The sequence below is a fragment of the Mesorhizobium sp. M0862 genome (assembly GCF_040319795.1).
Taxonomy (GTDB): domain Bacteria; phylum Pseudomonadota; class Alphaproteobacteria; order Rhizobiales; family Rhizobiaceae; genus Mesorhizobium.
In genome coordinates, this window is record NZ_JAMYOJ010000001.1 from 443,600 (window position 1) to 469,280 (window position 25,681).

At 62.8% G+C, this 25,681-nt stretch carries 23 protein-coding genes and 1 pseudogene; 12 read left to right on the top strand and 12 right to left on the bottom strand.

Going from position 1 to position 25,681, the window contains the following annotated elements:
• The first annotated feature begins 34 nt into the window (after positions 1 to 34).
• The 5 genes from NKI15_RS02245 to NKI15_RS02265 all read left to right on the top strand — a co-directional run bounded on the left by NKI15_RS02245 (position 35) and on the right by NKI15_RS02265 (position 5,723).
• Entirely contained in the window at positions 35 to 1,039 is a 1,005-nt protein-coding gene (locus NKI15_RS02245; protein ID WP_023689168.1) for an ABC transporter ATP-binding protein, read from the top strand.
• A complete protein-coding gene (locus NKI15_RS02250; RefSeq protein WP_023739713.1) occupies positions 1,036 to 1,806 on the top strand; it encodes an L-iditol 2-dehydrogenase in 771 nt (256 codons plus the stop codon). The genes NKI15_RS02245 and NKI15_RS02250 overlap by 4 nt, the downstream gene beginning before the upstream one ends.
• A gap of 46 nt (positions 1,807 to 1,852) precedes the next feature.
• Positions 1,853 to 3,331 (top strand): mannitol dehydrogenase family protein, encoded by a 1,479-nt coding sequence (locus NKI15_RS02255; RefSeq protein ID WP_023739712.1) that lies wholly within the window; start codon positions 1,853 to 1,855, stop codon positions 3,329 to 3,331.
• Between the two features lie 11 nt (positions 3,332 to 3,342).
• Positions 3,343 to 4,002 carry an HAD family hydrolase gene (locus NKI15_RS02260; RefSeq protein WP_023689170.1) on the top strand — a complete coding sequence of 220 codons (660 nt, stop codon included), beginning with the start codon at positions 3,343 to 3,345 and terminating at the stop codon, positions 4,000 to 4,002.
• A gap of 134 nt (positions 4,003 to 4,136) precedes the next feature.
• Positions 4,137 to 5,723 carry an FGGY-family carbohydrate kinase gene (locus NKI15_RS02265; protein ID WP_023736918.1) on the top strand — a complete coding sequence of 529 codons (1,587 nt, stop codon included), beginning with the start codon at positions 4,137 to 4,139 and terminating at the stop codon, positions 5,721 to 5,723.
• Positions 5,724 to 5,777: 54 nt separating this feature from the next.
• Here the strand turns inward: NKI15_RS02265 and NKI15_RS02270 are convergent, their stop codons facing one another.
• The 7 genes and pseudogenes from NKI15_RS02270 to NKI15_RS02300 form a co-directional block, all read right to left on the bottom strand.
• Positions 5,778 to 6,872, bottom strand: a complete 1,095-nt coding sequence (locus tag NKI15_RS02270; protein ID WP_023739711.1) for an ABC transporter ATP-binding protein — start codon at positions 6,870 to 6,872, stop codon at positions 5,778 to 5,780.
• A gap of 2 nt (positions 6,873 to 6,874) precedes the next feature.
• The gene (locus NKI15_RS02275) at positions 6,875 to 7,921 is read right to left on the bottom strand and encodes an NAD(P)-dependent alcohol dehydrogenase (RefSeq protein ID WP_352515098.1); all 1,047 of its coding nucleotides are present in this window, start codon (positions 7,919 to 7,921) and stop codon (positions 6,875 to 6,877) included.
• A 15-nt stretch (positions 7,922 to 7,936) separates the two neighbouring features.
• On the bottom strand, positions 7,937 to 8,749 hold the full coding sequence (locus tag NKI15_RS02280) for a carbohydrate ABC transporter permease (protein ID WP_023689174.1): 813 nt from the start codon (positions 8,747 to 8,749) through the stop codon (positions 7,937 to 7,939).
• 11 nt (positions 8,750 to 8,760) lie between these two features.
• A complete protein-coding gene (locus NKI15_RS02285; RefSeq protein ID WP_023683583.1) occupies positions 8,761 to 9,627 on the bottom strand; it encodes a carbohydrate ABC transporter permease in 867 nt (288 codons plus the stop codon).
• 97 nt (positions 9,628 to 9,724) lie between these two features.
• Positions 9,725 to 10,996, bottom strand: a complete 1,272-nt coding sequence (locus tag NKI15_RS02290; RefSeq protein WP_023739709.1) for an ABC transporter substrate-binding protein — start codon at positions 10,994 to 10,996, stop codon at positions 9,725 to 9,727.
• Between the two features lie 229 nt (positions 10,997 to 11,225).
• Positions 11,226 to 12,142: pseudogene (locus NKI15_RS02295) on the bottom strand (AraC family transcriptional regulator).
• 94 nt (positions 12,143 to 12,236) lie between these two features.
• Positions 12,237 to 13,046 (bottom strand): helix-turn-helix transcriptional regulator, encoded by an 810-nt coding sequence (locus NKI15_RS02300; RefSeq protein ID WP_023693096.1) that lies wholly within the window; start codon positions 13,044 to 13,046, stop codon positions 12,237 to 12,239.
• A gap of 113 nt (positions 13,047 to 13,159) precedes the next feature.
• Between NKI15_RS02300 and NKI15_RS02305 the strand changes: the two genes are divergently transcribed.
• From NKI15_RS02305 to NKI15_RS02330, 6 genes are all read left to right on the top strand, one after another.
• The gene (locus NKI15_RS02305; protein ID WP_023700452.1) at positions 13,160 to 14,296 is read left to right on the top strand and encodes an ABC transporter ATP-binding protein; all 1,137 of its coding nucleotides are present in this window, start codon (positions 13,160 to 13,162) and stop codon (positions 14,294 to 14,296) included.
• Positions 14,277 to 15,440 (top strand): ABC transporter substrate-binding protein, encoded by a 1,164-nt coding sequence (locus tag NKI15_RS02310; protein ID WP_023711362.1) that lies wholly within the window; start codon positions 14,277 to 14,279, stop codon positions 15,438 to 15,440. The genes NKI15_RS02305 and NKI15_RS02310 overlap by 20 nt, the downstream gene beginning before the upstream one ends.
• Positions 15,441 to 15,474: 34 nt before the next feature.
• A complete protein-coding gene (locus NKI15_RS02315; protein WP_196813865.1) occupies positions 15,475 to 16,365 on the top strand; it encodes an ABC transporter permease in 891 nt (296 codons plus the stop codon).
• Positions 16,365 to 17,177, top strand: coding sequence for an ABC transporter permease (locus NKI15_RS02320; RefSeq protein ID WP_023725981.1), 813 nt, complete (start codon positions 16,365 to 16,367; stop codon positions 17,175 to 17,177). Before NKI15_RS02315 ends, NKI15_RS02320 begins: the two co-directional genes overlap by 1 nt.
• A gap of 28 nt (positions 17,178 to 17,205) precedes the next feature.
• Positions 17,206 to 17,967, top strand: coding sequence for an SDR family NAD(P)-dependent oxidoreductase (locus NKI15_RS02325; RefSeq protein ID WP_023703705.1), 762 nt, complete (start codon positions 17,206 to 17,208; stop codon positions 17,965 to 17,967).
• A gap of 189 nt (positions 17,968 to 18,156) precedes the next feature.
• Positions 18,157 to 19,560: an MATE family efflux transporter gene (locus tag NKI15_RS02330; protein ID WP_023703704.1), complete on the top strand. Its 1,404-nt coding sequence runs from the start codon at positions 18,157 to 18,159 to the stop codon at positions 19,558 to 19,560.
• A gap of 174 nt (positions 19,561 to 19,734) precedes the next feature.
• Here the strand turns inward: NKI15_RS02330 and NKI15_RS02335 are convergent, their stop codons facing one another.
• From NKI15_RS02335 to NKI15_RS02355, 5 genes are read right to left on the bottom strand one after another with little or no spacing between them, the layout of a single operon-like run.
• Entirely contained in the window at positions 19,735 to 20,727 is a 993-nt protein-coding gene (locus NKI15_RS02335) for a phosphorylase family protein (RefSeq protein ID WP_352443568.1), read from the bottom strand.
• Positions 20,670 to 21,461 (bottom strand): ABC transporter permease, encoded by a 792-nt coding sequence (locus NKI15_RS02340; protein WP_023703703.1) that lies wholly within the window; start codon positions 21,459 to 21,461, stop codon positions 20,670 to 20,672. The genes NKI15_RS02335 and NKI15_RS02340 overlap by 58 nt, the downstream gene beginning before the upstream one ends.
• Positions 21,454 to 22,341: an ABC transporter permease gene (locus NKI15_RS02345; protein WP_023703702.1), complete on the bottom strand. Its 888-nt coding sequence runs from the start codon at positions 22,339 to 22,341 to the stop codon at positions 21,454 to 21,456. The genes NKI15_RS02340 and NKI15_RS02345 overlap by 8 nt, the downstream gene beginning before the upstream one ends.
• Positions 22,338 to 23,375 (bottom strand): ABC transporter ATP-binding protein, encoded by a 1,038-nt coding sequence (locus tag NKI15_RS02350; RefSeq protein ID WP_023700444.1) that lies wholly within the window; start codon positions 23,373 to 23,375, stop codon positions 22,338 to 22,340. Before NKI15_RS02350 ends, NKI15_RS02345 begins: the two co-directional genes overlap by 4 nt.
• Positions 23,376 to 23,402: 27 nt before the next feature.
• Positions 23,403 to 24,443, bottom strand: coding sequence for an ABC transporter substrate-binding protein (locus tag NKI15_RS02355; protein ID WP_023707771.1), 1,041 nt, complete (start codon positions 24,441 to 24,443; stop codon positions 23,403 to 23,405).
• A gap of 195 nt (positions 24,444 to 24,638) precedes the next feature.
• On the opposite strand from NKI15_RS02355, the gene NKI15_RS02360 reads away from it, so the two are divergent.
• Positions 24,639 to 25,637 (top strand): LacI family DNA-binding transcriptional regulator, encoded by a 999-nt coding sequence (locus NKI15_RS02360; protein WP_023703700.1) that lies wholly within the window; start codon positions 24,639 to 24,641, stop codon positions 25,635 to 25,637.
• Positions 25,638 to 25,681 lie beyond the last annotated feature (44 nt).

The window sequence follows — 25,681 nt, forward strand, 5'->3', positions numbered from 1 at the left end:
CAATCCGGCCAAATAACCCCTCGGGGAGGAAACCATGGGAAACATCACGCTCAAGAACGTCTCCAAGCATTTCGGATCGACGGTCATCATTCCAGGCCTCGACCTGGTCATCGAGAATGGCGAGTTCGTCGTCTTCGTCGGGCCGTCGGGTTGCGGCAAGTCCACGTTGCTGCGCCTCATCGCCGGGCTCGAGGACACCAGCGGGGGCACCATCAACATCGATGGCCGTGACGTCACCGGCGAGGCGCCGGCCAAGCGCAAGCTGGCCATGGTATTCCAGTCCTATGCGCTCTATCCGCATATGACGGTGGCCAAGAACATCGGCTTCCCGCTGAAGATGGCGGGCGAGGATGTGGCGACGATCGACAAGAAGGTGAAGGACGCAGCCCGGGTCCTCAACCTCACCAACTATCTCGAACGCCGGCCGGGCCAGCTCTCCGGCGGCCAGCGGCAACGCGTCGCCATCGGCCGCGCCATCGTGCGCCAGCCCTCGGCCTTCCTGTTCGACGAGCCGCTGTCCAACCTCGATGCCGCACTGCGCGGCACCATGCGGCTCGAAATCAGCGAGCTGCACCACCAGCTCAAGACGACGATGGTCTACGTCACCCACGACCAGATCGAGGCCATGACCATGGCCGACAAGATCGTCGTGCTCAACGCCGGCAACATCGAACAGGTCGGCTCGCCGATGGAACTCTACAAGTCGCCGAAGAACCTGTTCGTGGCGGGCTTCATCGGTTCGCCGAAAATGAACCTGATCGAAGGTGCGCCGGCGGCCAAATACAACGCCAAGACCATCGGCATCCGTCCCGAGCATATGGGGATATCGACCACGGCGGGTGACTGGAAAGCCCTTGTCGGCGTCGCCGAGCATCTGGGCTCCGACACCTTCCTGCATGTCCAGGCCGACGGCGTCGGTCCGCTGACGGTACGCGCCGATGGCGAACTGGCCGTACGCCATGGCGACACCATCTATTTGACGCCGGACAAGGTCCGCATGCATCGCTTCGGCCCCGACGGAAAGGCGCTGACGCAGTGAGGCTGAAAGGCAAATCGGCGCTGGTCACCGGATCAGCACGCGGCATCGGCAAGGCCTTCGCCGAAGCTTATGTGCGTGAGGGTGCGACCGTCGCCATTGCCGATATCAATCTGGCGGCTGCCGAAAAGACAGCCTCCGAGATCGGCGCCAACGCCTATCCGGTCAGGCTCGACGTCAGCGACCTCGCTTCGATCCAGGCGGCGGTCAATGCGGTCGAAACAAAGACCGGCGGCCTCGACATCCTGATCAACAACGCTGCCTTGTTCGACCTGGCGCCGATCGTCGAGATCACCAGAGCAAGCTACGACAACCTGTTCTCCGTCAACGTCGCCGGCACCTTGTTCATGCTGCAGGCAGCGGCGCGTTCGATGATCGCAAGGGGCAAGGGCGGCAAGATCATCAACATCGCCAGCCAGGCAGGACGGCGCGGCGAGCCGCTGGTCGCCGTCTATTGCGCCACCAAGGCCGCGGTGATTTCGCTGACCCAGTCCGCCGGGCTCGATCTGATCAAGCACCGCATCAACGTCAATGGCATCGCGCCCGGCGTCGTCGACAGCGACATGTGGGATGAGGTCGATGCGCTGTTCGCCAAATATGAGAACCGGGCGAAGGGCGAGAAGAAGCGGCTGGTCGGCGAGGGCGTGCCCTATGGCCGCATGGGCAAGCCGGAGGACCTGACCGGCATGGCGGTGTTCCTGGCCAGCGACGACGCCGAATACATCGTCGCCCAGACCTACAATGTCGATGGCGGCCAATGGATGAGTTGATGGGCCGGGATCACGCAGGCCGCAGCCCGGCCAAAAGGGTAGAAAAATGACCGTGAAACTCTCCTCCTCGATCCTCTCGGAACTCCCCGCCAAGGTCGCCGGTCCGAAATACGACCGCGCTGCGCTCAAACCCGGTATCGTGCATTTCGGCGTCGGCAATTTCCATCGCTCGCATCAGGCGGTCTATCTCGACGATCTCTTCAATGCAGGCATCGGCCATGACTGGGCGCTGGTCGGCGCCGGGGTCTTCGAGGGCGAAAAAATCGGCCGTTCCAAGCTGCAGGAGCAGGACTGGCTGACCACCGTGGTCGAGCAGGATTTCGACCATATGAGCGCCCGCGTCACCGGCGTCATGATCGACTTCCTGACGCCCGGCGATGCCGATGCCATCATCGACCAGCTCGCCGATCCGGCGATCAAGATCGTCTCGCTGACCATCACGGAAGGCGGTTATTTCATCGATCCGGCCTCCGGCAAGTTCAACCCGACCCACCCCGACATCGTCGCCGACGCACAGGCAGGCACGACGCCGAAGACGGTGTTCGGCCTCATCCTTGCGGGCCTGATGCGCCGCCGGGCCGACGGCATCGTGCCGTTCACCGTCATGTCCTGCGACAACATCCCTCACAATGGCCATGTCACCTCGGATGGCGTCATCGGCCTCGCCCGGCTGATCGACGAGGATCTGGCAAACTGGGTCAGCGACAATGTCGCCTTTCCCAACGGCATGGTCGACCGCATCACCCCCGCCACCTCCGACCGCGAGCGCGGTATTCTCGCCACCGAGTTCGGCCTCGAGGACAACTGGCCGGTGTTCTGCGAGCCGTTCAAGCAATGGGTGCTGGAGGATCATTTCACCGACGGCCGCCCGCCGCTGGAAAAGGTCGGTGTGCAATTCGTGAGGGATGTCGCGCCCTATGAACTGATGAAGATCCGCATCCTCAATGGCGGTCATGCCACGATCGCTTATCCCGCAGGGTTGATGGACATCCATTTCGTCCATGAGGCGATGCAGGAGCCGCTGGTGCGCGGCTTCCTCGCCAAGCTCGAGCATGACGAGATCATCCCGACCGTGCCGCCGGTGCCGGACACCGTGCTGGAGGATTATTACCAGCTCATCGAGCACCGCTTTTCCAACCCCAAGATCGGCGACACCATCCGCCGGCTTTGCCTCGACGGTTCCAACCGGCAGCCGAAATTCATCATCCCGACCATCGCCGACCGGCTGAAAGCCGGGAAGAGCGTTGCGGGTCTCGCGCTGGAATCGGCGCTGTGGTGCCGCTATTGCTTCGGCACCACCGACAGCGGCGCCGACATCGAAGCCAACGACCCGAGCTGGGACCGGCTGCAGGCAACCGCCAAGGCGGCGAAGGATGCGCCCGGCGCCTGGCTTGCGATGGAGGACATCTATGGCGATGTCGGCCGCTCGGCGGCGTTCGCCGAGGCCTTTGCCCATGCGCTCAACGTCTTGTGGGCGAATGGCACGCGCGCGACGCTGACGCGCTACATCTCCGGCAAGCTCTGACGCCAGCCGCAATGACGCCCGAACTGGTCATCTTCGACTGTGACGGCGTGCTGGTCGACAGCGAGGCGCTGTCGGTTTCGGCTCTGCTCGGCATGATCTCTGCCGCCGGGGGCTCGGTCAGCGAGGATGCGGCCTACGAGCATTTCCTCGGCAAGAGCATGAAGAGCGTGCGCGAGATACTTCTTCGCGATTTCACCATCGACATCACCGACGTGCATCTGACCGATATGCGCGTCGAGCTGATGCGCAAATTCCGCGAGGAGCTGAAGCCGATTCCCGGCATCAGCGACATCCTGCCGAGGCTGGGCGTGCCCTGCTGCGTCGCTTCCTCCGGCACGCTCGACCGCATTCGCTATGCGCTCGACGTTACCGGCCTGCTCGGCCTGCTCGAGCCCCATCTGTTCAGCGCTGCCATGGTCGCGCGCGGCAAGCCGGCGCCGGATCTTTTTCTCCATGCCGCCGCTGCCATGGGCGCGCATCCCGGTAATTGCATCGTAATCGAGGACAGCCCTGCCGGCATCGCGGCGGCGCGTGCGGCCGGCATGCGCGTCTTTGCTTTCACCGGCGGTTCGCACGCCGGCAACCCGGCCTTGAAAGCGCGGCTTGCGTCGAGTGAACCGGACTTTATATTCGCGGACATGCTGCAATTGCCCGATCTGATTGCAGGCTAGAGCATGATGCCGAAAAGTGTGAAGCGGTTTTCGGACGACATCATGCTCTACTTCTTTGATTTAGAGACGGATTCAGATTTCAGGTCGAACAGACCTGAAATCATCCGGCTCTAGGGAGCGAGAGTAAAAGCATCTTGACGAAAAGCTTCGTTTGCGCGGTCGATGTCGGCACCGGGAGCGCCCGCGCGGGCATTCTCGACACGTCAGGCACCTTGCTCGGCCGCGCCGAGCATCCGATCGTCATGAACCAGCCGCAGGCCGATCACGCCGAGCACAATTCGCAGGATATCTGGTCGGCTGTGTGCATCGCGGTGCGTGCCGCGCGCGAAAAGGCCGGTGTGTCAGCCGACGATATTGTCGGCATGTCGTTCGACGCCACCTGCTCGCTGGTGGTGCTGGACAGGAATGCCGGCCAGCTCAGCGTCTCGGTGACGGGCGAACGGCGCTGGGACACCATCGTCTGGCTCGACCATCGCGCCATCGCCGAGGCAGATGAATGCACCGATAGCGGCCACGCCGTACTCGACTATATCGGTGGCGTCATGTCGCCGGAAATGGCGACGCCGAAGCTGATGTGGCTGAAGCGCAATCTGCCGGGAACTTGGCATGAAGCCGGCTACCTATTCGACCTCACCGATTTCCTGACCTGGAAGGCGACCGGGTCGCTGGCGCGCTCGCAATGCACGCTGACCGCCAAATGGACCTATCTGGCGCATGAGGAAACCGGCTGGCGCCGTGACTTCTTCGACAGGGTCGGGCTTGGCGATCTGTTCGAACACGGCAGCCTGCCGGAGAAGGCAAGTGCTGTCGGCGCAGACATCGGCACGCTCACCCCTGAAGCGGCGGCGGAGTTGGGCTTGAGCGAAAACTGTCGGGTCGGCGCCGGCGTCATCGATGCCTATGCCGGCGCGCTTGGCGTGCTCGGCGGCTTTGCTGGCGACGAGCAGAATATCGGCCGCCATCTGGCATTGATCGCCGGAACCTCGTCCTGCGTCATGGCGATGTCGCCCGACCCGCAGCCTTTCGCCGGCGTCTGGGGTCCATACTATGGCGCCGCACTGCCAAAACTCTGGCTGTCGGAAGGCGGCCAGTCGGCGACCGGTGCGCTGCTCGACCATATCATCCGCTGGCACGGCGCCGGCGGCGAGCCGGACGCGGCCATGCATGCAAAAATCGCCAGGCGCGTCGCCGAACTGCGCAGCACCGAAGGTGACAAGCTGGCGGCAAGGCTGCATGTGCTGCCGGATTTCCATGGCAACCGCTCGCCGCTTGCCGATCCGCATGCGGTCGGCGTGGTCAGCGGGCTGACGCTGGATTCCTCCTTCGACAGCCTGTGCAAGCTGTATTGGCGCACCGCCGTCGGCATCGCGCTCGGCGTGCGCCATGTGCTGGAGGCGCTGAACGAGAACGGCTATCTCATAGACACGCTGCATGTCACCGGCGGCCACACCAAGAACCCGTTGCTGATGGAGCTCTATGCCGACGCCACCGGCTGCGCGGTGATCGAGCCGCTGGCCGACGAAGCCGTTCTGCTCGGCACCGGCATGGTCGCCGCCACCGCGGCCGGTCTGTTCCCGGACCTGAATGCCGCTTGCGTCGCCATGCAGCAAGGCGGCAGAACCCGCGCTTCGAACCCGGCCGCTTCAGGCCGCTTTGACCGCGACTACAAGGTCTTCCTCGAAATGCACCGCCAGCGGCAGGAGCTCGACGCCATCAGCTAGAGCAATTCCAGGAAAAGCGTGAAACGGTTTTCCGTCCGGAATTGCGTACCAAATCTAGGCCTCCTCTCGCCGGCGCAAGGATGCGCCGGTCGCCGCGTCGAACAGATGCACGCTCTCCTCCTCGAATGTGTAGCGCACAGGCGCGCGCAACGCCGGGCATTCGCGGGCCGATACCAATGCGCCGGCCTCCTTGCCGCCGCAGGCGAACGTCACCAGCGCGTCATTGCCATGGAACTCGATGAGGTCGGCGGTGCCTTGCAGAAGATTGATGCTCTGAGCGCCGGCGGTCTTCAGGTCCGGCGGTCGGATTCCAAGCACGGCGCGCCGGACGCCGCGTAGATCGAAGCCCGAGCCTTCTATGGAGAAGCTCGAGCCGCCGCCTGTCAGCGTCCAGCGTTCGTCCTTCCGCCCGACGGCCACGTCGATGAAATTCATGTTCGGCGTACCGATGAAGCCGGCGACGAACAGATTGCCCGGCTGGCGATAGATCTCCGCAGGCGAGCCGATCTGTTCGATAACGCCATCCCTGAGCAGCACTATCCGGTCGGCCAGCGTCATCGCTTCGAGCTGGTCGTGGGTGACATAGACGGTAGTGGTCTTCAGCAACTGGTGCAGGCGGGCGATTTCGACCCGCATGTGGTTGCGCAGCTTGGCATCGAGATTGGACAGCGGCTCGTCGAACAGGAACACTTTCGGCGTCTTGATCATGGCGCGCGCAATCGCCACGCGCTGCTGCTGGCCGCCGGAAAGTTCGGTCGGCTTGCGGGCGAGGTAAGGTTCGAGGCCGAGCGTCGTTGCCACCGCCTCGACCCGCTTCCGGATCTCGGCCGGGGGCACTTTCTGTCGCTTGAGCCCAAAGGCGATGTTGTCGAAGATCGTCATATGCGGGTAGAGCGCATAGTTCTGGAAAACCATGGCAATGCCGCGCTCGCCGGGCTCGAGATCGTTGACCACTTTGCCGCCGATCGACACTTCCCCGCCGCTGATATCCTCCAGTCCGGCCAGCATCCTGAGCAAGGTCGACTTGCCGCAGCCGGACGGGCCGAGGAATACGACGAATTCGTGCTCCTCGATCGAGAGATTGAGGTCGCGGATGACGGTGGTGGCGCCGTAAGCCTTGTCGACATGGGAGCAAACGATCGCGGACATGGTCAGCCCTTCTCGCCGGTAAGAAGGATTTGCAGCTTGACGTCTTGCGGCTTGCCTTGCGCCGCCCGCTCGAAGGCCTCGATGCTGTCCGAGAAATCATAAGTGCCGGTGATCAGCGGCTTGAGGTCGACCTTCCCCGAGGCGATCAGCTGCAGCGCGCGGTCGAAGATGTTGGCGTAACGGAACACCGTCTCGATGCGCACTTCCTTGGAGATCGCCGCCGGAACGTTGAGAGTGACCGGTTCGACCGGCAGTCCGACCAGCACCACCGCGCCGCCCGGCCGCACGACATCGAACAGGTCGGCGAATGCCTTCGGGCTGCCGCTCGCCTCGAACACGATATCCGCGCCCCAATTGTCGGTCGCGGCGGAGACTGCGTCGACCAGCGATTGGTCGCCGATATTGACCGGCACGATGCCGGGATATTGCGCGGCAATCTTGAGCTTGGGTGCGGAAAAATCGGAGATCAGCACCTTCGAGCAGCCGCCGGCCAGCGCCGCCAGCGCGATCATGATGCCGATCGGGCCGCAGCCGACGACGACGGCGACGTCGCCCGGCACGATGCGGGCGCGGCTCGCCGCCTGCATGCCGATGGCAAAGGGTTCGACCATCGCGCCTTCGGCGAAGGTGACATTGTCCGGCAGTCTGTAGGTGAAGGCGGCCGGGTGCACGGCATAGGGCGCCAGCACGCCATGCACAGGCGGCGTCGCCCAGAAGGAGACGTCAGGGTCGACATTGTAGATGCCGAGCCTCGTCGCGCGCGACGACAGGTTCGGCACGCCCGGCTCCATGCAGACGCGGTCGCCGACCTTCAGCGTGCCGACATTGGCGCCGATCTCGACGATCGTTCCCGCGGCTTCGTGGCCGAGCACCATCGGGGCCCGCACGACATAGCTGCCGATGGCGCCATGGGTGTAATAGTGCACGTCGCTGCCGCAGACGCCGACCGTGTGGATGGCGATCTTGACATCGCCCGGTCCGACGTCGAGCGGCAGCGCGATCTCGCGCAGCGACAGTTCGCCTTTTTTCTCAAGCACCAGTGCCCGCATAGGTAAGTCCTCGCATCAAGTCTTTTTTTGCCGGAAAACGGAATTCAGGAAGCCGCTGAGCACGCCCAGGAACAGCAGCGGCGGTAGCGACAACAGCACGACCGAGGCGTTGAGGATTCCCCACGGCACGTTCATGCCTTGCTGTGAAAGTTCGGAAGCGACGATCGGCAATGTCTTGGCGTTGGAACTGGACAGCATCAGCGCGATCAGGAATTCGTTCCACACCAGCACGAAGCTGAAGGCGACGGCGCCGATCAGCGAGCGCGCCGCTACCGGCAGCGCAATGCGCCAGAACACCGAGTAAGCGCCGTAGCCGTCGAGGAAAGCGGCTTCCTCGATTTCCTTAGGCACGGCCTGGAAGGCGGGAATGGCGAGCCACATGATCACCGAGATGGTGAGCAGCGAATAGGTGACGATCAGCGCCGGCAAGGTGTCGTAGAGCCCGATCTGCAGCCAGATCACCATCAGCGGAATGGCGACTGCCACCGGGGGCAGGAAGCGCAGCGACAACACGAAGAACTGGATGTCGCCAGCGAAGCGATTGGGATAGCGCGCCACCGCATAGGCTGCCGGAAGGCCGAGCATGACGCCGATCAGCACGGCGACGCCGCAGGAAATGACCGAGTTATAGAGACCGGTCATTACGCTGTCGCGGCCGATGATGTAGCTGATATTGTCGAAGGTCGGGGTAAACACCAGGCGCGGCACGCGGGTGATGATGTCGACATTGTTCTTCAGCGAATTGACCGCCGTCCAGGCGAGCGGAAACACCGCCATGAAGCCGGCGAAGGCCAGGATGATCTTGCCGATGAGGCGCCCCGGTCTCATGCGATACGGCCTCATGCCTGCACCCGCTTCCACAGCATGGTGAAGGTGATGACGGTCGCGATCATCATCAGCACCGCCATGGCCGAGGCATAGGACACCTTGCCGGATTCGATGAAGCCTTGCGAGAAGGCGTACATGTCGAGCGTCTCGGTCGCCACGCCCGGCCCGCCGCGCGTCATCACATAAATCAGGTCGAAGGAGCGCAGCGATTCGATCATTTTGACGAACATCAGGCTGATCAGCGGCGCCTTCAGCATAGGCAAGGTCACATAGGCATGGATCTGCCAGCGTTTGGCGTGGTCGAGCCGCGCCGCTTCGATCGGCTGCGGCGGCAAGGTCTCCAGAAGCTTCAGCACGATGACCGCGAAGAACAGTCCCCACTGCCAGACATCGACCGAGGCGACGGCAAACAGGGCCGTCGACGGCTTCGACAGCGGGTCGAAGATCAGCCCGCCGGTGATCAGCCTGTAGGGATAGGTGGCGATGCCGTAGAGCGGATGATAGGCAAACTTCCACACGAAGGCCGCCGAGACACGCGGCAACAGCACCGGGATGATGAACAGCAGGCAGTAGATGTTGCGCAGCCGCGGCGACGCTACTTCGAACATCAGCACGCCGAGCCCGATCGCCACCATCATCGTCGCCACCACGGTGACGATTTCCCACTTCACCGAAACCCAGACCGCGTTGAGGAAACGCCGGTCGGCGAACAGGTCGATGAAGTTCGACAGCCAGACCCAGGAATAGTCCGACGAGCTCAGCTCGCGGTTCTGCAGCGCAATGACGATGGCGTACAGCGTCGGCACCATCGACAGCACCAGAAGAATGGCGAGCGTCGGAACCAGAAACGTCACGGGCAGGGAAGAGCGTCGGCGCATTGCCTATCCTCGGGCTGTGCCTTTTTGGGGAGAACCCGCGGCGCACAGTCCCGGCATCCAGTCGAATGCCGTGGACCGCGCGCCGCGGGCGGGAGGATTACTTCTTCTTCACCAGCTCGTTGGCGTAGGCCTCGAGTTCGTCGAGGCCGCCCTTGACGTCGGTGCGCGTGCCGGTGACCAGCTCTTCCAGGATGATGCCCCAGCGGTCGCCGAGATCCGGCCAGCGCGGATCCTGCCAGAAGTTCACCGCCGTCACCTTGCCGGTATCCGCAAGCGCCTGGCCGAGATCGGCGCCATAGATGTCGGCGAACTCCTTGCTGGACAGCACGCTGGTGCGGTTGAGCTCGCCGAATTGGTGCGCGTCGAGCCGGCGCTTCTCGTTCTCCTTCGACGTCGCCCAGGCGATGAACAGGCCGGCGCATTGCTTCGCGGCGTCATCGGCATTGGCCTTGGCGGCGATGGCGAGGCCGTGGCCGTAGCCGCCGCCGGTCAGTGGCGAGGGCGGCGGCAGGAAGCCGATCTTGCCGACCACTTGCGAGGTCTTCGGGTCGACCGCCATGCCCGACAGCGGCGTCGATTCGACCAAGATGGCAACCTGGCCCGACAGGAAGGCGCCGGTCGATTCATCCCAGCTGCCGGTCTGCGTGCCGGGCGCTGAAGCCTTGAACAGTTTAAGATAGGTCTCGGTCGCTTTGACCGCGGCCTCGGAGTTGAAAGCCGGCTTGTCACCGTCGAACCATTTTCCGCCATAGGCCTTGAAGAACGGCATCCAGCGCCAGACATTGGCGCCCGAGCCACGCGCGCCGCGCAGCGCGATGCCGTACATGCCCTTGTCGGGATCGGTCAGCTTCGGCACGTCGGCGATCAACTCGTCCAGCGTCTTCGGCGGCTGGATGCCGGCGGCTTCCAGAATGTCCTTGCGGTAGACCATCAGGTCGCCGCCGCCGGTCAGCGGCGCGAACCACACCTTGCCGTCATAGGTGGCGACCTTCTGCCGGCCCGGGTCGAAATCGGCGTAGTCGTAGTCAGCCGGGTAATAGTCGGTGAGCGGCACGATCCATTTCGACGAGGCGAACAGCGCCACATTGGCTTCGTCGACATAGTAGACGTTGTAGTTGCCCACCGTGGACGCATCGGCGCGCGATTTTGCCCGGCGGTCGTTCTCGTTGAGATAGTCGATCTGGAAGCTGGCGCCGGCCAGTTTCTGGAACTCGTCCTTGGACGCTTCCAGCAGCGTCAGCCCGTCACGCGGTTGCGCCAGCACCTTGACCGGCGCCGAGCAGACCGGCGCCGCCAGCGCCATGGTCGAGAGGGTCGTGGTAAGCATGAAAGCTGCGCTTATGCTCGCAGCGAGCCGAATTGGTTTCATTGATTTACTCCTCCAGGAACAGTCGCAGGAAGCGGAAGTCTTCGGTTGCGCGATCCTCGCCATCGCCCGAGCGACAAGCCACCCATCGCCAAAATGAGGAGTTGCTAAAGGCCGCGCTAGAAGGCCCGTTGCAGCAGACCTGTACTTTTATGCATTGTGCGCTGCAAAATCCGGCCCGCCTGCACGGCCTCTGTCACATGAGTACCGATGGAGTGAGGAAGGCCGGTTTTCAGGCGCGCATCGTCATCCGCTGCTTCGACAGCTTGCGGTAGGATGACGGCGTCATCCGGTGCTTGCGCAGGAAGGCGCGGTTGAAGTTGGAGATGTTCATGTAGCCGACCTGGAAGCAGATGTCGGTGATCGGAATATCGGTGTCCGCCAGCAGCTTGCAGGCTTGCCAGAGCCGGAGCTTGGCGATGTGGTCGCTGAAACTGTTGCCGGTGTTTTTCTGGAAGAAGCGCGAAAACGTGCTTTCGCTCATCCCCGCCAGCTCCGCCGCCTCCGGCAGCTTCAGGTCCTCGGCGAAGTGCTGGAAGAGATAGGTCAGCGTGCGCTGGATGATGTCCAGCGAGGTTGCGTCGAGCGCGGGTGAGAAATCCGGCGAGGACAAAAGCTCGTATTCGTCTGTCCTGGCCAGCAAATCGACCAGTTCGAGGAAGAGGCAAAACCGGGCGAGCCCGTGCACCGTGCCCATCCGTTCCATCAGCGCGGCGCCTTCGAGCGCGGCGCGGCCATGGAAGACCAGCCGCGCAGCGATCGCTCCAGGAACGGTTCCAGTTCGCGCAGCTCCGGCAGGAGTCCCGCCGAGCCGCGCAGCCGCTGCGGATCGAATTGCAGCACGATGTCGCGTCCTTCGATCAGCTCGCCGGGTTGCACCGATGTCACCCAGTCATGCGGCAGCCCGCCGCCGACGATGCTCAGGTAGCCCGGCCCGAATTCGCCGATGTGATCGCCGACCAGCGCGACCCCGGAAGACTTCCTCAGGAGATGGATCTCGTATTCCGGATGAAAATTCCAGACATTGCGCTCCCAGGGATAGTCGTCGAGCCGCCACAGGAAACTGTCGCTCGCCTCGGTGACGATGTGCTCGAAAGCCGGCACCGTGCGAGGGATCGCGGCCGTGTTCTTTCTGCGCCTGAATGCCATCGTCTGCTCTCCGGGGCGTATGAGGAAGCGACTGGTTTCGGGTAATCCGTAGCAGTCTGTCGCCCGCAAGTGAACGATGTCTGCCTCAGCGATTTCAACGCCGGCTCTCGATGATCTCAATGAAGCGGGCGAACAGCCCGGCCTGGGATTTGATGCCGAGTTTGCGATGGATGTTGCGGCGATGGACCTTCACCGTTCCCGGCACGATGCGCATGGCTCTTGCGATCGACTCGGTGGAATGCCCCTGCAGCACCAGATCGACGACATGCTTTTCGCGCGGGGTCAGCGACAGGCTTTCCCAAATGTGGGCGCGGTCGAACTCGTTGACGGCGGCGATCGTCTCGCCCTGCTCCGCTTCGTCCTGCTCCTCGGCCGCAAGTGCGGGCCAGCGCAACCGGGCGAAGTTGATGACCGCCGGCGCCATGTCGCGCAGCAGCCTGGCATCGGCGGTGCCGAAGGGACCCGAGGCGTGCAATCGCATCAGCGACAGCACCAGCGCATCCTTGCCGGGCAGCGGCACGAAGAAGCCGACCTCCTCGGCCAGCCTTGTCTGGCTATAGTAGGTGCGAAAATACTCGCTGGCATAGAAGCGGTCGGGCGCCAGTTCGCGCATGCGCCAGAACCCCTCCTTGCGCTCCACCGCCGCGTGATGAAATGGGTCGAGCAGATAAGGTCCTTCCTGATAGAGCGTGACGAAGACATGGCTCTCGGCCGGCGAGAAGGTTTCGAACAGCAGCGGCGGTCGCGAGGCGCCGCGGTAACCGAAGATCACGCAGTGGTCGAAGCCGACATGCTGGCTCAACCAGCCGACCATTGCCTTGCCGAACAGGTCGCCGCTCGTCTCCCGTGTCGCCGCGACAAGGGCTGCGAGCCGGCTGTATTCGTCGCTGCGGGACGCACTCAAAATATACCCCCTTAAACGAGAAAATAGATCAGATATACCACCAGCGAGGTATATACTAGCCGCCATTGGCTCTGGTAGCGTCCTGAAATAGCCCTGTTGCTGGAGCCAGCACTTTGACCGCAGTGCCCGACATCGAGTTTCGCGGCGTCACCAAGCGCTATGGCGCCGTGACCGCTGTCAGCGGCATCGATCTGGCTGTGCCGCCCTCCGCCTTTGTCGCCCTTCTCGGACCGTCCGGCTGCGGCAAGACCACATGCCTGCGCATGATCGGCGGCTTCGAGCAGCCGAGCGAAGGCCAGGTGTTCATCCGTGGCCGGGACATGGCCGGAACGCCACCCTATCGTCGGCCGGTCAACATGGTGTTCCAGCAATACGCGCTGTTTCCGCACCTCGATGTGGAAGCCAATGTGTCCTACGGGCTGCGCCAGGCACGGCCACGCCTGTCGTCGCAGGAAATCGGCCGGCGCGCCGGCGAGGCGCTCGAAATGGTGCGGCTCGCCGGCTATGGCCGCCGCAAGATCCACGAACTCTCCGGCGGCCAGCAGCAGCGCGTCGCGCTGGCGCGCGCACTGGTCAACAAGCCGGCGGTGCTGTTGCTCGACGAGCCGCTGGCGGCGCTCGACAAGAAACTGCGCACCGATATGCAGATCGAGTTGCAGAACCTGCAGCGCGAGATCGGCATCACCTTCGTGCTGGTCACCCACGACCAGGAGGAAGCGCTGTCGATGAGCGACTTCGTCTGCGTCATGAATGGCGGCCGCATCGTACAACTCGGCCAGCCGAGCGAGATCTATGACGAGCCGGCCGACCTGTTCGTCGCCGACTTCGTCGGAAAGACCAATCTGTTGAGCGGCAAGGTTGCCGGGCATACAGGCGATCTTGTCAATGTGGCGCTGGCGGACGGAACCGTCATTGCCGCGCGCAAACGAACCGCCTTGCAGCAGGGCGAGACCGTTTCTGTCAGCCTGCGTCCTGAATCGCTAAGCCTCGGCGCCACCAAAGGCAGCCCTTTCAAGGGCATCGTGCGCAACCGGATCTTCTTGGGCTCGACGGCGGAATACGCCATCGAGGTGCAGGGCATCGGAACGCTGCTGGCCAAGGCCGACCATGTGATCGGCCATGGCAACCTCTTCAAGCCGGGTGAACCCGTCGCCATCGGCTTTGCCTCCGGGACGCCGCTGGCGTTTCCGGAGACCAAGAACAACGGGACCAACCAGAGGGTAGCAAAAAATGTCGAAATCATATCGTGACGGACTGCCGATTAGCCCTGAGAACTTCGTCGACCAGCTGATGCGCCTGAAGCGCGGCTCGATCGGCCGCCGCGACTTCCTCCGCCTCACCGGCCTTGGCATCGCAACCGCGGTGATGGCGCGCGAGCTCGGCATCATGCCGACGCCGGCCTTCGCCGCCGAAAACCTCGGCGACCGCATGTCGATCGCCACCTGGCCGAACTATCACGACCCGCAGACCTTCGAGAATTTCAAGAAGGACACCGGCGTCGCCGTCGAGGTCAACGTGTTCGGCTCCAATGAGGAGATGCTGGCCAAGCTGCAGGCCGGCGCCTCGGGCTGGAGCCTGTTCGTGCCGACCAACTACACGATCTCGACCTACAAGAAACTCGGCATCATCGATCCGCTCGACATGGCCAAGCTGCCGAATTTCGACAGCTCCCAGGAGGACCCGCGCTTCACCTCGGAAGGCACGATCGACGGCACGACCTACGCGGTGCCGAAGAACTGGGGCACCACGGGCTTTGCCGTCAACACCAAGAAGCTGGCCAAGCCGATGACCAGCTGGAAGGAATTCTGGGACGTCGCCATGGCCGAGGGCGATGGCCGCACCATGGTCCACGACTACCAGCTGACCACAATCGGCAACGCGCTGAAATATCACGGCTATTCCTTCAACTCGCTGAAGCAGGACGAACTCGCCAAGGCCGAGGAGCTGCTGCTCAAGGTCAAGCCGCATCTGTTCGCGGTCTCGTCCGACTACCAGCCGGGCATGCGGGCGGGCGACGCCTGGATGACCATGTGCTGGACGAATGACGGCGCACAGCTGCATCGCGATATCCCGGAGATCGCCTATGTGCTGGGCAAGGAGGGCGGCGAAATCTGGACCGATTTCTACGCCATCCCGAAGGACGCGCCGAACAAGCCGGCCGGCTATGCCTTGCTCAACTATCTGATGACCCCTGAGGTCGCGGTGAAGGAGCATCTGGCCAACGGCGCGCCGTCGACCGACGCACGCGTCAACAAGCTGCTGCCCAAGGAAGTGCTGGACAATCCGATCCTCTATCCGGCGGCCGACCTGTTGACACCGCTGGAATTCGGTGCGGCGGCGACGCTGACCGATCCCGGCCGCGCCGAGCTGATGGCGCGCTTCAAGTCGGCTTGAGGCCGGCCTGACGCAAACGGAAACCGGTGGGCCTATGTCCGCCGGCATCGGGGCGGTTTCCATGCACGGCAACAGATTTCGGTATAACATCCTGACAGCGCTGCTGCTCGCTCCGGCTACAGCGTGGCTGGTGGTGTTTCTGGTGTTGCCGTTCGTCGCCATTGCCGTGTTCAGCGTCGGCGAGCGGGCGCCGGAGGGCGGCTACCAGGCCGCCTTCACGCTGGCGCAATATGCCAACCTCCCGGCGCGGGCGACTGCCTTCTGGAACACCATGATGCTGGCGCCGGTGGGCGCGCTTGCCTGCCTGCTCGTCGCCTACCCCGTCGCCTACTACCTTGCCCTGAAGGCGCCGCAACGCTGGCGGCTGATCCTGCTTGCGCTCGTCGTCATTCCGTTCTGGACCAGCCTTTTGATGCGTACCTATGCCTGGATGTACATTCTGGGCGGACGCGGCATTCCCGCGCTGCTGGCCTTTGTCGGTATCGAGGATGTCAGGCTGATCAACACGCCGGGCGCCGTGCTGCTCGGCATCGTCTATGGCTATCTGCCGCTGATGATCCTGCCGATCTATGTCAGTCTCGAGCGGCTCGACCGAAGGCTGCTGGAAGCCTCCGCCGATCTCGGCGCGACCCCGCTCTCAACCTTTCTGGGGGTGACGCTGAAGCTGTCGCTGCCGGGCGTCATGACCGGCTTCTCACTGGTCATGATCCTGCTGCTCGGAGAATACCTGATCCCGACGCTGCTTGGCGGCGGCAAGGTGTTCTTCATCGGCAATGCGCTGGTCGACCTGTTCCTGCAGTCGCGCAACTGGCCGTTCGGATCGGCCATCGCCATCACGCTGGTGGCGGTTTCGGTGGTGGTGCTGATCGCGGCAAACCGCATTTCGACACGGGTGTCGGGCGCCCGCAGGGTGGATCTGATCTGATGCGCGCCTTCGTCACAGCCGTCTTCGCCTTCCTCTATCTGCCGATCGCGTTGGTCGTGCTGTTTTCCTTCAACGCCGGCCGCCATGCCAGCGAGTTCACCGGCTTTTCGGTGCAGTGGTACGGCACGGCGCTGTCGAACCCGTTCCTGGTCGAGGCGTTGAAGAACAGCCTGTTCATCGCCACCACCAGCGCCCTTCTGGCGGCGGTGTGCGGCACGGCGGCGGCACTCGGCCTGGCGCGGGTCGGGCTCAGAACCCGCGCCGTCTTCGACGCGCTGATGGGTGCCGCGATCGTCGTTCCCGGCGTCGTCATCGGCATCTCGACGCTTGTCGCGCTGGTCCAGCTGTTTGGCGTGCTCAACCCGTTCCTCGCCTCGATCTGGCCAAACGACCAGCCGCCGCGCCTGTCGCTCGGCTATGGATCGATCATCGCCGCCCACGGCCTGTTTTCGATGGCGTTGGTGACGATAATCGTCGGCACGCGTCTCGCCAGCCTCGACCGCAACCTGGTCGAGGCCTCGAGCGATCTCTACGCCACGCCGCTGACGACGTTTCGCTCGATCGTGCTGCCGCAGATCATGCCGGCTGTGGTCGCCGGTTTCCTGCTCGCCTTCACCTTCTCCTTCGACGATTTCATCGTCGCCTTCTTCGTCGCCGGCGCGCAGACGACGCTGCCGATCTATGTCTTCGCCTCGATCCGGCGCGGCGTGACGCCGGAAATCAACGCCATCGCCACCATCGTGCTCGTCGCCTCGGTTCTTCTGGTGGTGCTTGCCCAATGGCAGCTGCGCCAGCGCCAGCCGTCAAACTGAACAAGCCATCCAGCTGAAAGACAAATTCATGATCCTTAGAGACCGCATCGCCGTGGTGACGGGCGCCGGTTCCGGCATCGGCCGCGCCGGCGCCATGATCATGGCCAGGGAAGGCGCTGTGGTGGTCATCGCCGACCGGGATAAGACCAGCGGCGAGACGACAGCGGCGGACATCCGGGCAGTGGGCGGGCAGGCCGAGGCCGTTGTTACCGACGTCTCTGACGACGCCGCGGTCGAGAAGCTCATCACAGGCACTCTCGGCAAGTATGGCCGCATCGACATTCTGCACAATCACGCCGGCATCCAGGTCGGCGGCACGCTGACCGAGGTCGAGGTCGATGGTATGGATGCGTCATGGCGCATCAATGTACGGGCGCAGTTTCTGGCCGCGCGGCTGGTCATGCCGGCAATGGTCGCGCAAGGCGGCGGCGTCATCCTCAACACGGCTTCGAATTCGGGCGTCTTCTACGACCGCGAGATGATCGCCTATGCCACGTCCAAACATGCCGTGGTGGCGATGACCAGGCAGATGTCGCTCGACTATGCCCGGCACAATGTGCGCGTCAACGCGCTCTGCCCCGGCTGGGTCGACACGCCTTTCAACGAGCCGTTCATCGCCCAGATGGGCGGACGCGATGCGATCGAAACCTATGTCCGCACCAGGATTCCGATGGGCCGCTGGGCCAGCGCCGAGGAGATCGCCGAAGCGATCCTGTTCCTCGTCTCCGACCGCTCATCCTTCATGACCGGCCAGGCGCTGGTGATCGACGGTGGCGAAAGCATCGGCTGATCCAAGGGCGGCCGGACAGGAGGGGGTTCCCGCCTCTGGCTCAATCGCCGGCTGCCCGTCCTCCCTTGCCTTCATGCCGCATTTCGTCCAATAGAACGACGCAAACGCTGCGAAACCGAAGGTTTTGCCGTTTGGAAGTGCGGCTTCCGGCCTCGTTGCCGACGCGCCGCAATCGGAAAGAGCAGGACAATGTCTGCGATCGAAGCCGGCGCTCGTGCGCCGGAAAATCTTTGGCGTCAGGAAATCAGGGCGACGCTGGCGCTGGCCTGGCCGATGGTGCTCACCAATCTCGGCCAGACCGCGATGACCGCCACAGACGTCATGATGATGGGGCGTCTAGGCGCGGACACGCTGGCCAGCGGCGCGCTCGGCGCCAACCTCTATTTCATGCCGCTGATCTTCGGCCTCGGCCTGATGCTGGCGACCTCGCCGATGATCGCCACCGAGCTTGGCCGCCGCCGCTATTCGGTGCGCGATTTGCGCCGCACCGTGCGGCAAGGGCTGTGGCTGGCGATCCTGATCTCGATCCCGATCTGGATGGTGCTGTGGCATGGCGAGGCCATTCTGCTGGCCATGGGCCAGGAGCCGGCATTGGCACATCAGGCCGGCATCTATCTGCGCTGGCTGGAATGGGCGGTGCTGCCCTTCTACGGCTATATCGTGCTGCGTTCCTTCATCTCGGCGCTGGAGCGGCCGGGCTGGGCGCTGATCATCGTCTTCGTCGCCGTCGCCTGCAACGCCTTCTTCAACTGGGTGTTCATGTTCGGCAATCTCGGCGTCACCTCGATGGGCATTGCCGGTTCGGGGCTGGCGACCACGCTGTCGAGCACGCTGATGTTTTGCGGCCTGGCAGCCGTGGTGATGCTGGAGAAGAAATTCCGCCGCTACCGCCTGTTCGGCCGCTTCTGGCGCTCCGACTGGCCGCGCTTCAAGGGTCTGCTGCGGCTCGGCATGCCGATCGCCGGCATCCTCGCCTTCGAGGTGACGATCTTCAACGCCGCAGCCCTGCTGATGGGCCTGATCGATGCGGATTCGCTCGCCGCGCACGCCATCGCCATCCAGATCGCCTCGATCTCCTTCATGGTGCCGCTCGGTCTCAACCAGGCCGTCACAGTGCGCGTCGGGCTGGCCCACGGCGCCGGCAATCCGGCCGGCGTTTCGCGCGCCGGCTGGACCGCCTTCGTCATCGGCGTCTCGTCCATGGCGCTGATGGCGCTGGTGATGGTGCTGTGGCCGCATCTGTTGATCAGCGCCTTCATCGACATGACCGATCCGGCGAACGCCAGGGTGATCGCGCTGGCCGTGTCGTTCCTGGCCTTTGCCGCGCTGTTTCAGATCTTCGACGGTGCGCAAGCCGTTGCCGCCGGCATGCTGCGCGGCCTGCACGACACCAAGGTGCCGATGATCTATGCCGCGATCGGCTATTGGGGCATCGGCCTGCCGCTCGGCGTGCTGCTCGCCTTCCATTTCGGCCTGCACGGCGTCGGCATCTGGATCGGCCTTGCGTCGGGTCTGGCCGTGGTGGCGGTGCTGCTGTTAGCGCGCTGGCTGCGGCGGGATCGATTGGCGCCGCCGCTCGTCTTCAGCCATTGAAGACGCACCAAGCGGTCCGCCAACTGCCCGAAGCAGTCACTGCAGAGCAGATGTATGGTGTCGCCTTTGGGACCGGAAGCGGCCGAACGCTTCGGGCGTGGGATCTTCAAAAGCGGACTCTCAGTTCGACGCGAGCATCGTTGCGAGTGAACGATCCCAGACTCTCGCTGCTTTTCAGAACCGGGTAGAACGCTCTGCCGGTTGGGGCGACTTCAAGCCGTGGCAAGAGCATTCCGGATTGGCCGGAAGTCGCGCCGCGGTCTCCAGCGCAACCCGCGAGGCTGTCATAGAGAGGCTCGGCAGCACGTGCTCCTGCAGCAATTTCTGGCGCTCGCGGTCCATATAGTCGTTGAAGCCGGCCGTGACGAACGCCAGGGGCACGAAACAGGCGCCGATCTCGCGCGATAAGGTGGCCTCAGGGGCGATCGAGTGGTTGAGCACGTCCGCTCCCATGTTTCGATACGCCAGAGCTTCGGCGGGAGTTGTCAGTCGCGGCCCGTAGCAGTGGGCAGCCACCAACTGCTGCTCGATGCCATGGACGCGGCATTCGGCTGGCCAATGGCGCCGGGCGGTCTCGGCCAACAATGCCGCACATCTTGGACATACGATCTGCTTGCCCGAGCAGTCGAAGCTCTGGCGGCCAGGCAGAAGTGAAAACGGGGTCTGCGACAGTTCGATGATATCGGCGTTTACGACTATGTCGCCGGGCTGGATCGCCTTGTTGACGGCGCCAACGGTCGAGCAGGCCAGCACTTGCCTTACACCCGCTTTCATCAAGACCCAGAACGCGCGGCGATGACAGGAATGGTCGATATGGTCTCGGGGATTGCCGTGCGAATACATGCACAGGGCACGTTTCGTTTTGCCCTCGACGGTAATAGATGCATCGAATTCGAGCAGTTTCCAATTGTCGCTGGGACCGAAAGGGGTTTCGAAACTCATGTCTCGTTGCAAGGTGCGGACGCCATCGACTTCGACATCTTCCGGAAAGGCGAGACCCCAATTCGCCGAGCCGGTGATGATCGCCAACCCCACCTGGGGTATGTCCGTTGAATGATCCGCCAGATCGTCGGCTGCATGATGATTGTTGGGCATGTTTCCAATCTCGGTCAGGATTTTTGGCGAAGGGTCACGACGAGGACAACGACCACGACGATGACGGTCCACAAGGTCGAAATCGCCGCAATGGTCGGGTCGATCTGATCGCGCAGCGACAGGAACATGAGCTTCGGCAGCGTGCTGTTTTGACCACTCGCGACGAAGATCGAAATGACGGATTCATCGAGCGAGGTCAGGAAGGCCATCAGCGTGGCCGACAACAGACTTATCCGAAGTTGGGGGACAATTATTCCGCCAATGGCTCTTGCCCAGTTTGCGCCCAGGCTGCGCGCCGCCTGAACCTGGTTCCAGTCAAAGCGGGCCAAGGCGGGCACCAACACAATGCAGGCGACCGGAATGGCCAGCACCACATGTCCGACCAGGACACCGAACAGCGTTCCGACCAGACGTTGGGCCGCCAGAACAAAGAAGAGACCAATCGCGAGCAGGATTCCCGGCACGATAGAAGGGGTTAGCAGAATACCCTGAATGGCAATGGCGGCCTTTCCGCCGAGCCGATTTATCGAAATGCAGGCCAGCAGCCCCAGGGGCACTGCGATCATCGCCGTCAATGTGCCAAGGATCAGGCTCGTCCTGAGTGCGGCCATCCATGCCGCCGAACCGAAGAAAGCCTCGTACCAGCGCAACGAGTATGCGCGCGGCGGGAACTCCAAAAGATTGGACGCCGAAAAAGAGAGCGGCACGACGACGAGCGTCGGCAGCATCAGGAACGCCATAACGAGCGCGCAAAAGCTCCACAGGAGGATGCGGGCCAGCCTGCTATCTGGATAGGCTTCAAGCATGGGCTGTGCCGATGCTGCGTCCGGCAATCAGCCGCCGCGCAGCCAGGAACATCACCCCCACCAACGCCATTAGTACGAGGAGCAGGATGCCCAGGACGCTCGCCGAGCCCCAATCCTGGAAGGTCGATAGCGTGCGCTCGATCCGGGTGGAAAGAGGGTTTACCTTGCCGCCGCCAAGCACCGCGGGCGTGATGAAGAACCCTATGGTGTAAATGAAGACGATGATCGAACCCGAGAAGATGCCGCCGGCCGAAAGCGGCAGAATGACCGTGCGGATCGTTTGTCCGAGCGTGGCGCCCATGCTCGCCGACGCGCGAACGAGGTTTGCATCGATATCGCGCATCGCCGCATAAACGGGCAGCAGGAAGAGCGGCAGCATGTAGTGAACCATGCCGATGAGCGTTCCCGTTAAGTTGTAGACCAGCGGCAAGGGCTCAGCTGTCAGGCCTGAACCGGTCAAAGCCGCGTTGATCAGGCCATCGCGTCGCAACAGAACGAGCCAGCCATAGGTGCGCACCAGAATGGAGGTCCACAACGGCAGCATGACGAAGGCCATCAGCAAATTGGCCACCCTTGGTCTGGTGCTGGCCAGGGCGAGCGCCAAGGGGGTACCGAGTAGAATGCAGATCGCCAGCGTGCCCACGGACAGCTCAAGGGTGGTGACGAGTGCCGACCATGTCAGTCCGCTCGAAAGCACTTTCTCGTAGTTGCCGACGGTGTATTCACCCGCTGTGGTGAGGAAGGATTGCCGGATAATCCAGACGATGGGCAGGATCGCCGCCAGCCCAACGATCAAAAGCGCGGGCACTGAAAGCGACAGGAAGAACCGCCGCTCGCGTCGTGCGTCTGCCGCGAGCGCAGGATCGGCGATGACGGTCACGCTCCTGCTCCCGGTATCGCGTGAACTTTCGCTGCCGGTGCATATGCGGTCACTCGCTGACCGGTCGCAAGCTCGCCGCAGCCGCTGGCCATCGCCGCCGGAACGCAGACAAGAATCTCTTGCCCGCCGTCAAGCGCCAGCGTCAAAAGCCAGTTCTCGCCGCGAAACGCCTTGGCGCGCAGCGTTCCCTCGAGCGCCACCCCGTCTCGCCCGACGAGCTTCGCATCAAGATGGAAACTTTCGGCGCGGATCATCAGAGCTTCGCTTGATGCATCGGCGCCGTCTATTCTGCGCACCGCGCCCGGGGCCACAATGTTGGCCTCACCCATGAACTCCGCGACAAAGCGGGTCGATGGACGATCATAAATCCGCTGTGGCGTGTCGATCTGCTGAATACGGCCGGAATTCATCACCGCGACCCGGTCTGACATGATCAGTGCTTCGCGCTGGTCATGCGTCACATAAATCGTGGTGATCCCCAGATCATCGTGCAGACGCCGGATCTCGTACTGCATGGTTTCGCGCAAATTCTTGTCGAGCGCCGACAACGGCTCGTCCATCAGCATCACGCGCGGCTCGAAGACGATCGCCCGCGCTAACGCAACCCGCTGGCGCTGGCCGCCGGACAATGCGGCAATGTTGCGCTCCGCCAAACCTTCGAGCTTCACGCGGTCCAAAGTGTCGAGCGCCCGCTGGCGGGCGTCGGCTTTCGGTACCTTGCGCAGCACCAGCGGATACTCAACATTTGCCAGAACGTTCATGTGGGGAAACAGGGCGTAGTTCTGGAAGACTATGCCGATGTTGCGCCTGTTCGGGGCCAGGCGGGTAATGTCGCGATCGCCCAACAGAAGTCTACCGGAATCCGGCCGGACAAAGCCGGCCAGAGCCATGAGCAGCGTGGTCTTGCCCGATCCCGATGGCCCCAGCAGCGTGAGGAATTCGCCAGCCCGAATGTCGAGCGAGACATCGTCCAGCGCGACGTAAGATCCATAGGTCTTGCGCACGCTGTCGATGGTGATCGGGAGCGACTTCATCATGTGCTCAAGCCTTAGAGCTGAGACTCAGCGGGCCATCATCTCATCGAAGGCTTTTTGGGCAGCCTCGCCATTCCTGACCCACCATTCTGAATTCGAAAACACCGAAGTGCCGGCATTTTCAGGCGCGGTCGCCAGCGTCTTGAGACGGTCCTCGGGGATAAGGCCACCCTCATAGCCAGCAGGATTGACCGGGCCATAGGCTATGAAGTCGGTCAGCTTCGCCACGCGCGCGGGCTGTGTCATCGCTGCGATGAGCTTCATAGCTGCTTCCTTGTTCGGCGCCCCTTTCGGCACCGCAAGACAGTCGGTGCCAATGACGGAACCCTTGAACGTGTAGTCGGCCGCGCCGCCATCTGCTTTTACGGTTTGGGCCCGCCCGTTCCAGGTAACGACCAAATCCGCCTCACCATCTTTCAGCAACTGCGCCGACTGCGCTCCCGAGGTCCACCAAACGGCGACATTTGGCTTGAGTGCTTCGAGCCGCTTGATAGCGCGATCCAGACCCTCTGGCGTGCTGAGAACGGGATAGACGTCCGCCGGTGCTACGCCATCGGAGAGCAGCGCGATCTCGATCGAGTCCTGGGCATTGGCACGCAGCGCACGACGGCCGGGGAATTTGGCAACGTCCCAGAACTCCGCCCATGTCTTCGGCGGGTTTTCGCCATAGGTCTTGGTGTTCCACGACAAGACGGTGCCATAGGAGTCGAATGGATAGCAGTAGTCGGACTTTGCGCCGTCCGGCACGGCCTTTGGGTCGATGATCGTGTAGTCGAGCGGCTCCAGCAGCGACTGTGCGGCGGCCTGCGCGCCCTCCGGTGAGCCCAGGTGAATGACGTCGGTTGTGACCGTGCCCGAGGTAACCTGCATCTTCAGGGCGGCCAAGCCGTCGCTGAGGGTCTCCTCGCGGATATCATAGCCAAGCTCTTTTGCAGCGGGGGCCCACATGGCTTCCTTCATGGCGTTGCCATAATCGCCGCCCGCGGTCGTGATGGTGACTGATTGGGCATAGACCGGCACGGCGGCCGAGAATGCGAATGCCGTCAAGGAAATGCGTAACCAAGACATAGGTTCTCCTCCCTAGAATTTGTTGAGACGCGCTAAAAAGGGCCAATTCTTGCCAATCGTAACGTTACGATTGCATCCAATTGCAGGAGAGTCAAGCTGCTTTAGCGAGAGCTTGGATTGACCGTGAGGTGGAATTCGGTCACCTAGTGAAAGTCAGCAAATCAGCCGGCGCTTTCGCAAATGAGGTCGGGCGACATGACCAACCTGAAACAGATCGCGGCGGAACTTTCCCTTTCGGTGACCACGGTATCCCGCGCGCTGAAGGATGGGCCGGAGGTTCATCCCGCCACCATCGCTCGCGTCAAGGAAGTGGCGCAGCGGGTCGGCTATGTGCCAAATCATCATGGCTTCGCGCTCAAAACTGGCCGCACGCTGACGATGACAGCAATCTACCCGATGGAAACACAAGATCATCTGTCCGATCTGTTGAAGCTTCCGTTAATCGAAGGCATGACGCTGGCGGCGCGGCAAGCGGGTTATAGTCTATCCATCTACTCCACCACGCCCGATGATGACCCCATCGAGAGTGTGCAGCGACAGCTTCAGGCGGGCAGCACAGACGGACTGATTATCACGCGCATGGTCTTGGGTGATCCACGCGTTAAGCTATTGCTGGATAGAGGCATGCCATTCGTCGCGTTTGGAAGAACTGACCTGGATACAGCATATCCTTATGTCGACATCGACAATGAACAGATTGCCTACGAGGCGACCCGGCGGCTCATGGACCAGGGCTGCCGACGCATTGCGCTGCAACTTCTCGTTCCGGGCGACCAGGCGAGTGCCATGCGTCTTTCCGGGTATGGAAGGGCAATGGCCGAGGCTGGTATTCCGATCGACCAGTCGCTGATCGGTCATGGAATGTTCACCATGGAATCGAGCGCAGCCTGGTTCGATCGCATGCTGGCCTGGTCAGATCCGCCGACGGGCTTGGCTTGCGCCAACGAACTGGGCCTTTTGGGGGCACTACACGCTCTTGGCAGAAGAGGTCTCGCGCCAGGGAGTGACATCCACATTGTCACTCGGGACAGCACGCGGCTGTCACGTTTCTTGCCTGCGAAGATCGGCGTTCATTTCGTGGACATAGCGGGTGTCGGACGCAAACTTGTCGAAGTCCTGGAGAGCCGGATCGTCAATCCCCTCGGGCCGGTGGAGACAGTCTTGTTCAAAGGTGAGTTCGACCCTGGCGAATAGTCGGGCGAAGAAGTCAGTTGTCCGCTTTCGAGGAGCACTTAAGT

Excerpts from the sequence above, each read along its gene's own strand:
- NKI15_RS02245 (WP_023689168.1), top strand. The coding sequence starts at position 35 with ATGGGAAACATCACGCTCAAGAACGTCTCCAAGCATTTCGGATCGACG.
- NKI15_RS02255 (WP_023739712.1), top strand. The coding sequence starts at position 1,853 with ATGACCGTGAAACTCTCCTCCTCGATCCTCTCGGAACTCCCCGCCAAG.
- NKI15_RS02260 (WP_023689170.1), top strand. The coding sequence starts at position 3,343 with ATGACGCCCGAACTGGTCATCTTCGACTGTGACGGCGTGCTGGTCGAC.
- NKI15_RS02270 (WP_023739711.1), bottom strand. The coding sequence starts at position 6,872 with ATGTCCGCGATCGTTTGCTCCCATGTCGACAAGGCTTACGGCGCCACC.
- NKI15_RS02275 (WP_352515098.1), bottom strand. The coding sequence starts at position 7,921 with ATGCGGGCACTGGTGCTTGAGAAAAAAGGCGAACTGTCGCTGCGCGAG.
- NKI15_RS02280 (WP_023689174.1), bottom strand. The coding sequence starts at position 8,749 with ATGAGACCGGGGCGCCTCATCGGCAAGATCATCCTGGCCTTCGCCGGC.
- NKI15_RS02285 (WP_023683583.1), bottom strand. The coding sequence starts at position 9,627 with ATGCGCCGACGCTCTTCCCTGCCCGTGACGTTTCTGGTTCCGACGCTC.
- NKI15_RS02290 (WP_023739709.1), bottom strand. The coding sequence starts at position 10,996 with ATGAAACCAATTCGGCTCGCTGCGAGCATAAGCGCAGCTTTCATGCTT.
- NKI15_RS02310 (WP_023711362.1), top strand. The coding sequence starts at position 14,277 with ATGTCGAAATCATATCGTGACGGACTGCCGATTAGCCCTGAGAACTTC.
- NKI15_RS02315 (WP_196813865.1), top strand. The coding sequence starts at position 15,475 with ATGTCCGCCGGCATCGGGGCGGTTTCCATGCACGGCAACAGATTTCGG.
- NKI15_RS02320 (WP_023725981.1), top strand. The coding sequence starts at position 16,365 with ATGCGCGCCTTCGTCACAGCCGTCTTCGCCTTCCTCTATCTGCCGATC.
- NKI15_RS02325 (WP_023703705.1), top strand. The coding sequence starts at position 17,206 with ATGATCCTTAGAGACCGCATCGCCGTGGTGACGGGCGCCGGTTCCGGC.
- NKI15_RS02330 (WP_023703704.1), top strand. The coding sequence starts at position 18,157 with ATGTCTGCGATCGAAGCCGGCGCTCGTGCGCCGGAAAATCTTTGGCGT.
- NKI15_RS02340 (WP_023703703.1), bottom strand. The coding sequence starts at position 21,461 with ATGCTTGAAGCCTATCCAGATAGCAGGCTGGCCCGCATCCTCCTGTGG.
- NKI15_RS02350 (WP_023700444.1), bottom strand. The coding sequence starts at position 23,375 with ATGAAGTCGCTCCCGATCACCATCGACAGCGTGCGCAAGACCTATGGA.
- NKI15_RS02355 (WP_023707771.1), bottom strand. The coding sequence starts at position 24,443 with ATGTCTTGGTTACGCATTTCCTTGACGGCATTCGCATTCTCGGCCGCC.
- NKI15_RS02360 (WP_023703700.1), top strand. The coding sequence starts at position 24,639 with ATGACCAACCTGAAACAGATCGCGGCGGAACTTTCCCTTTCGGTGACC.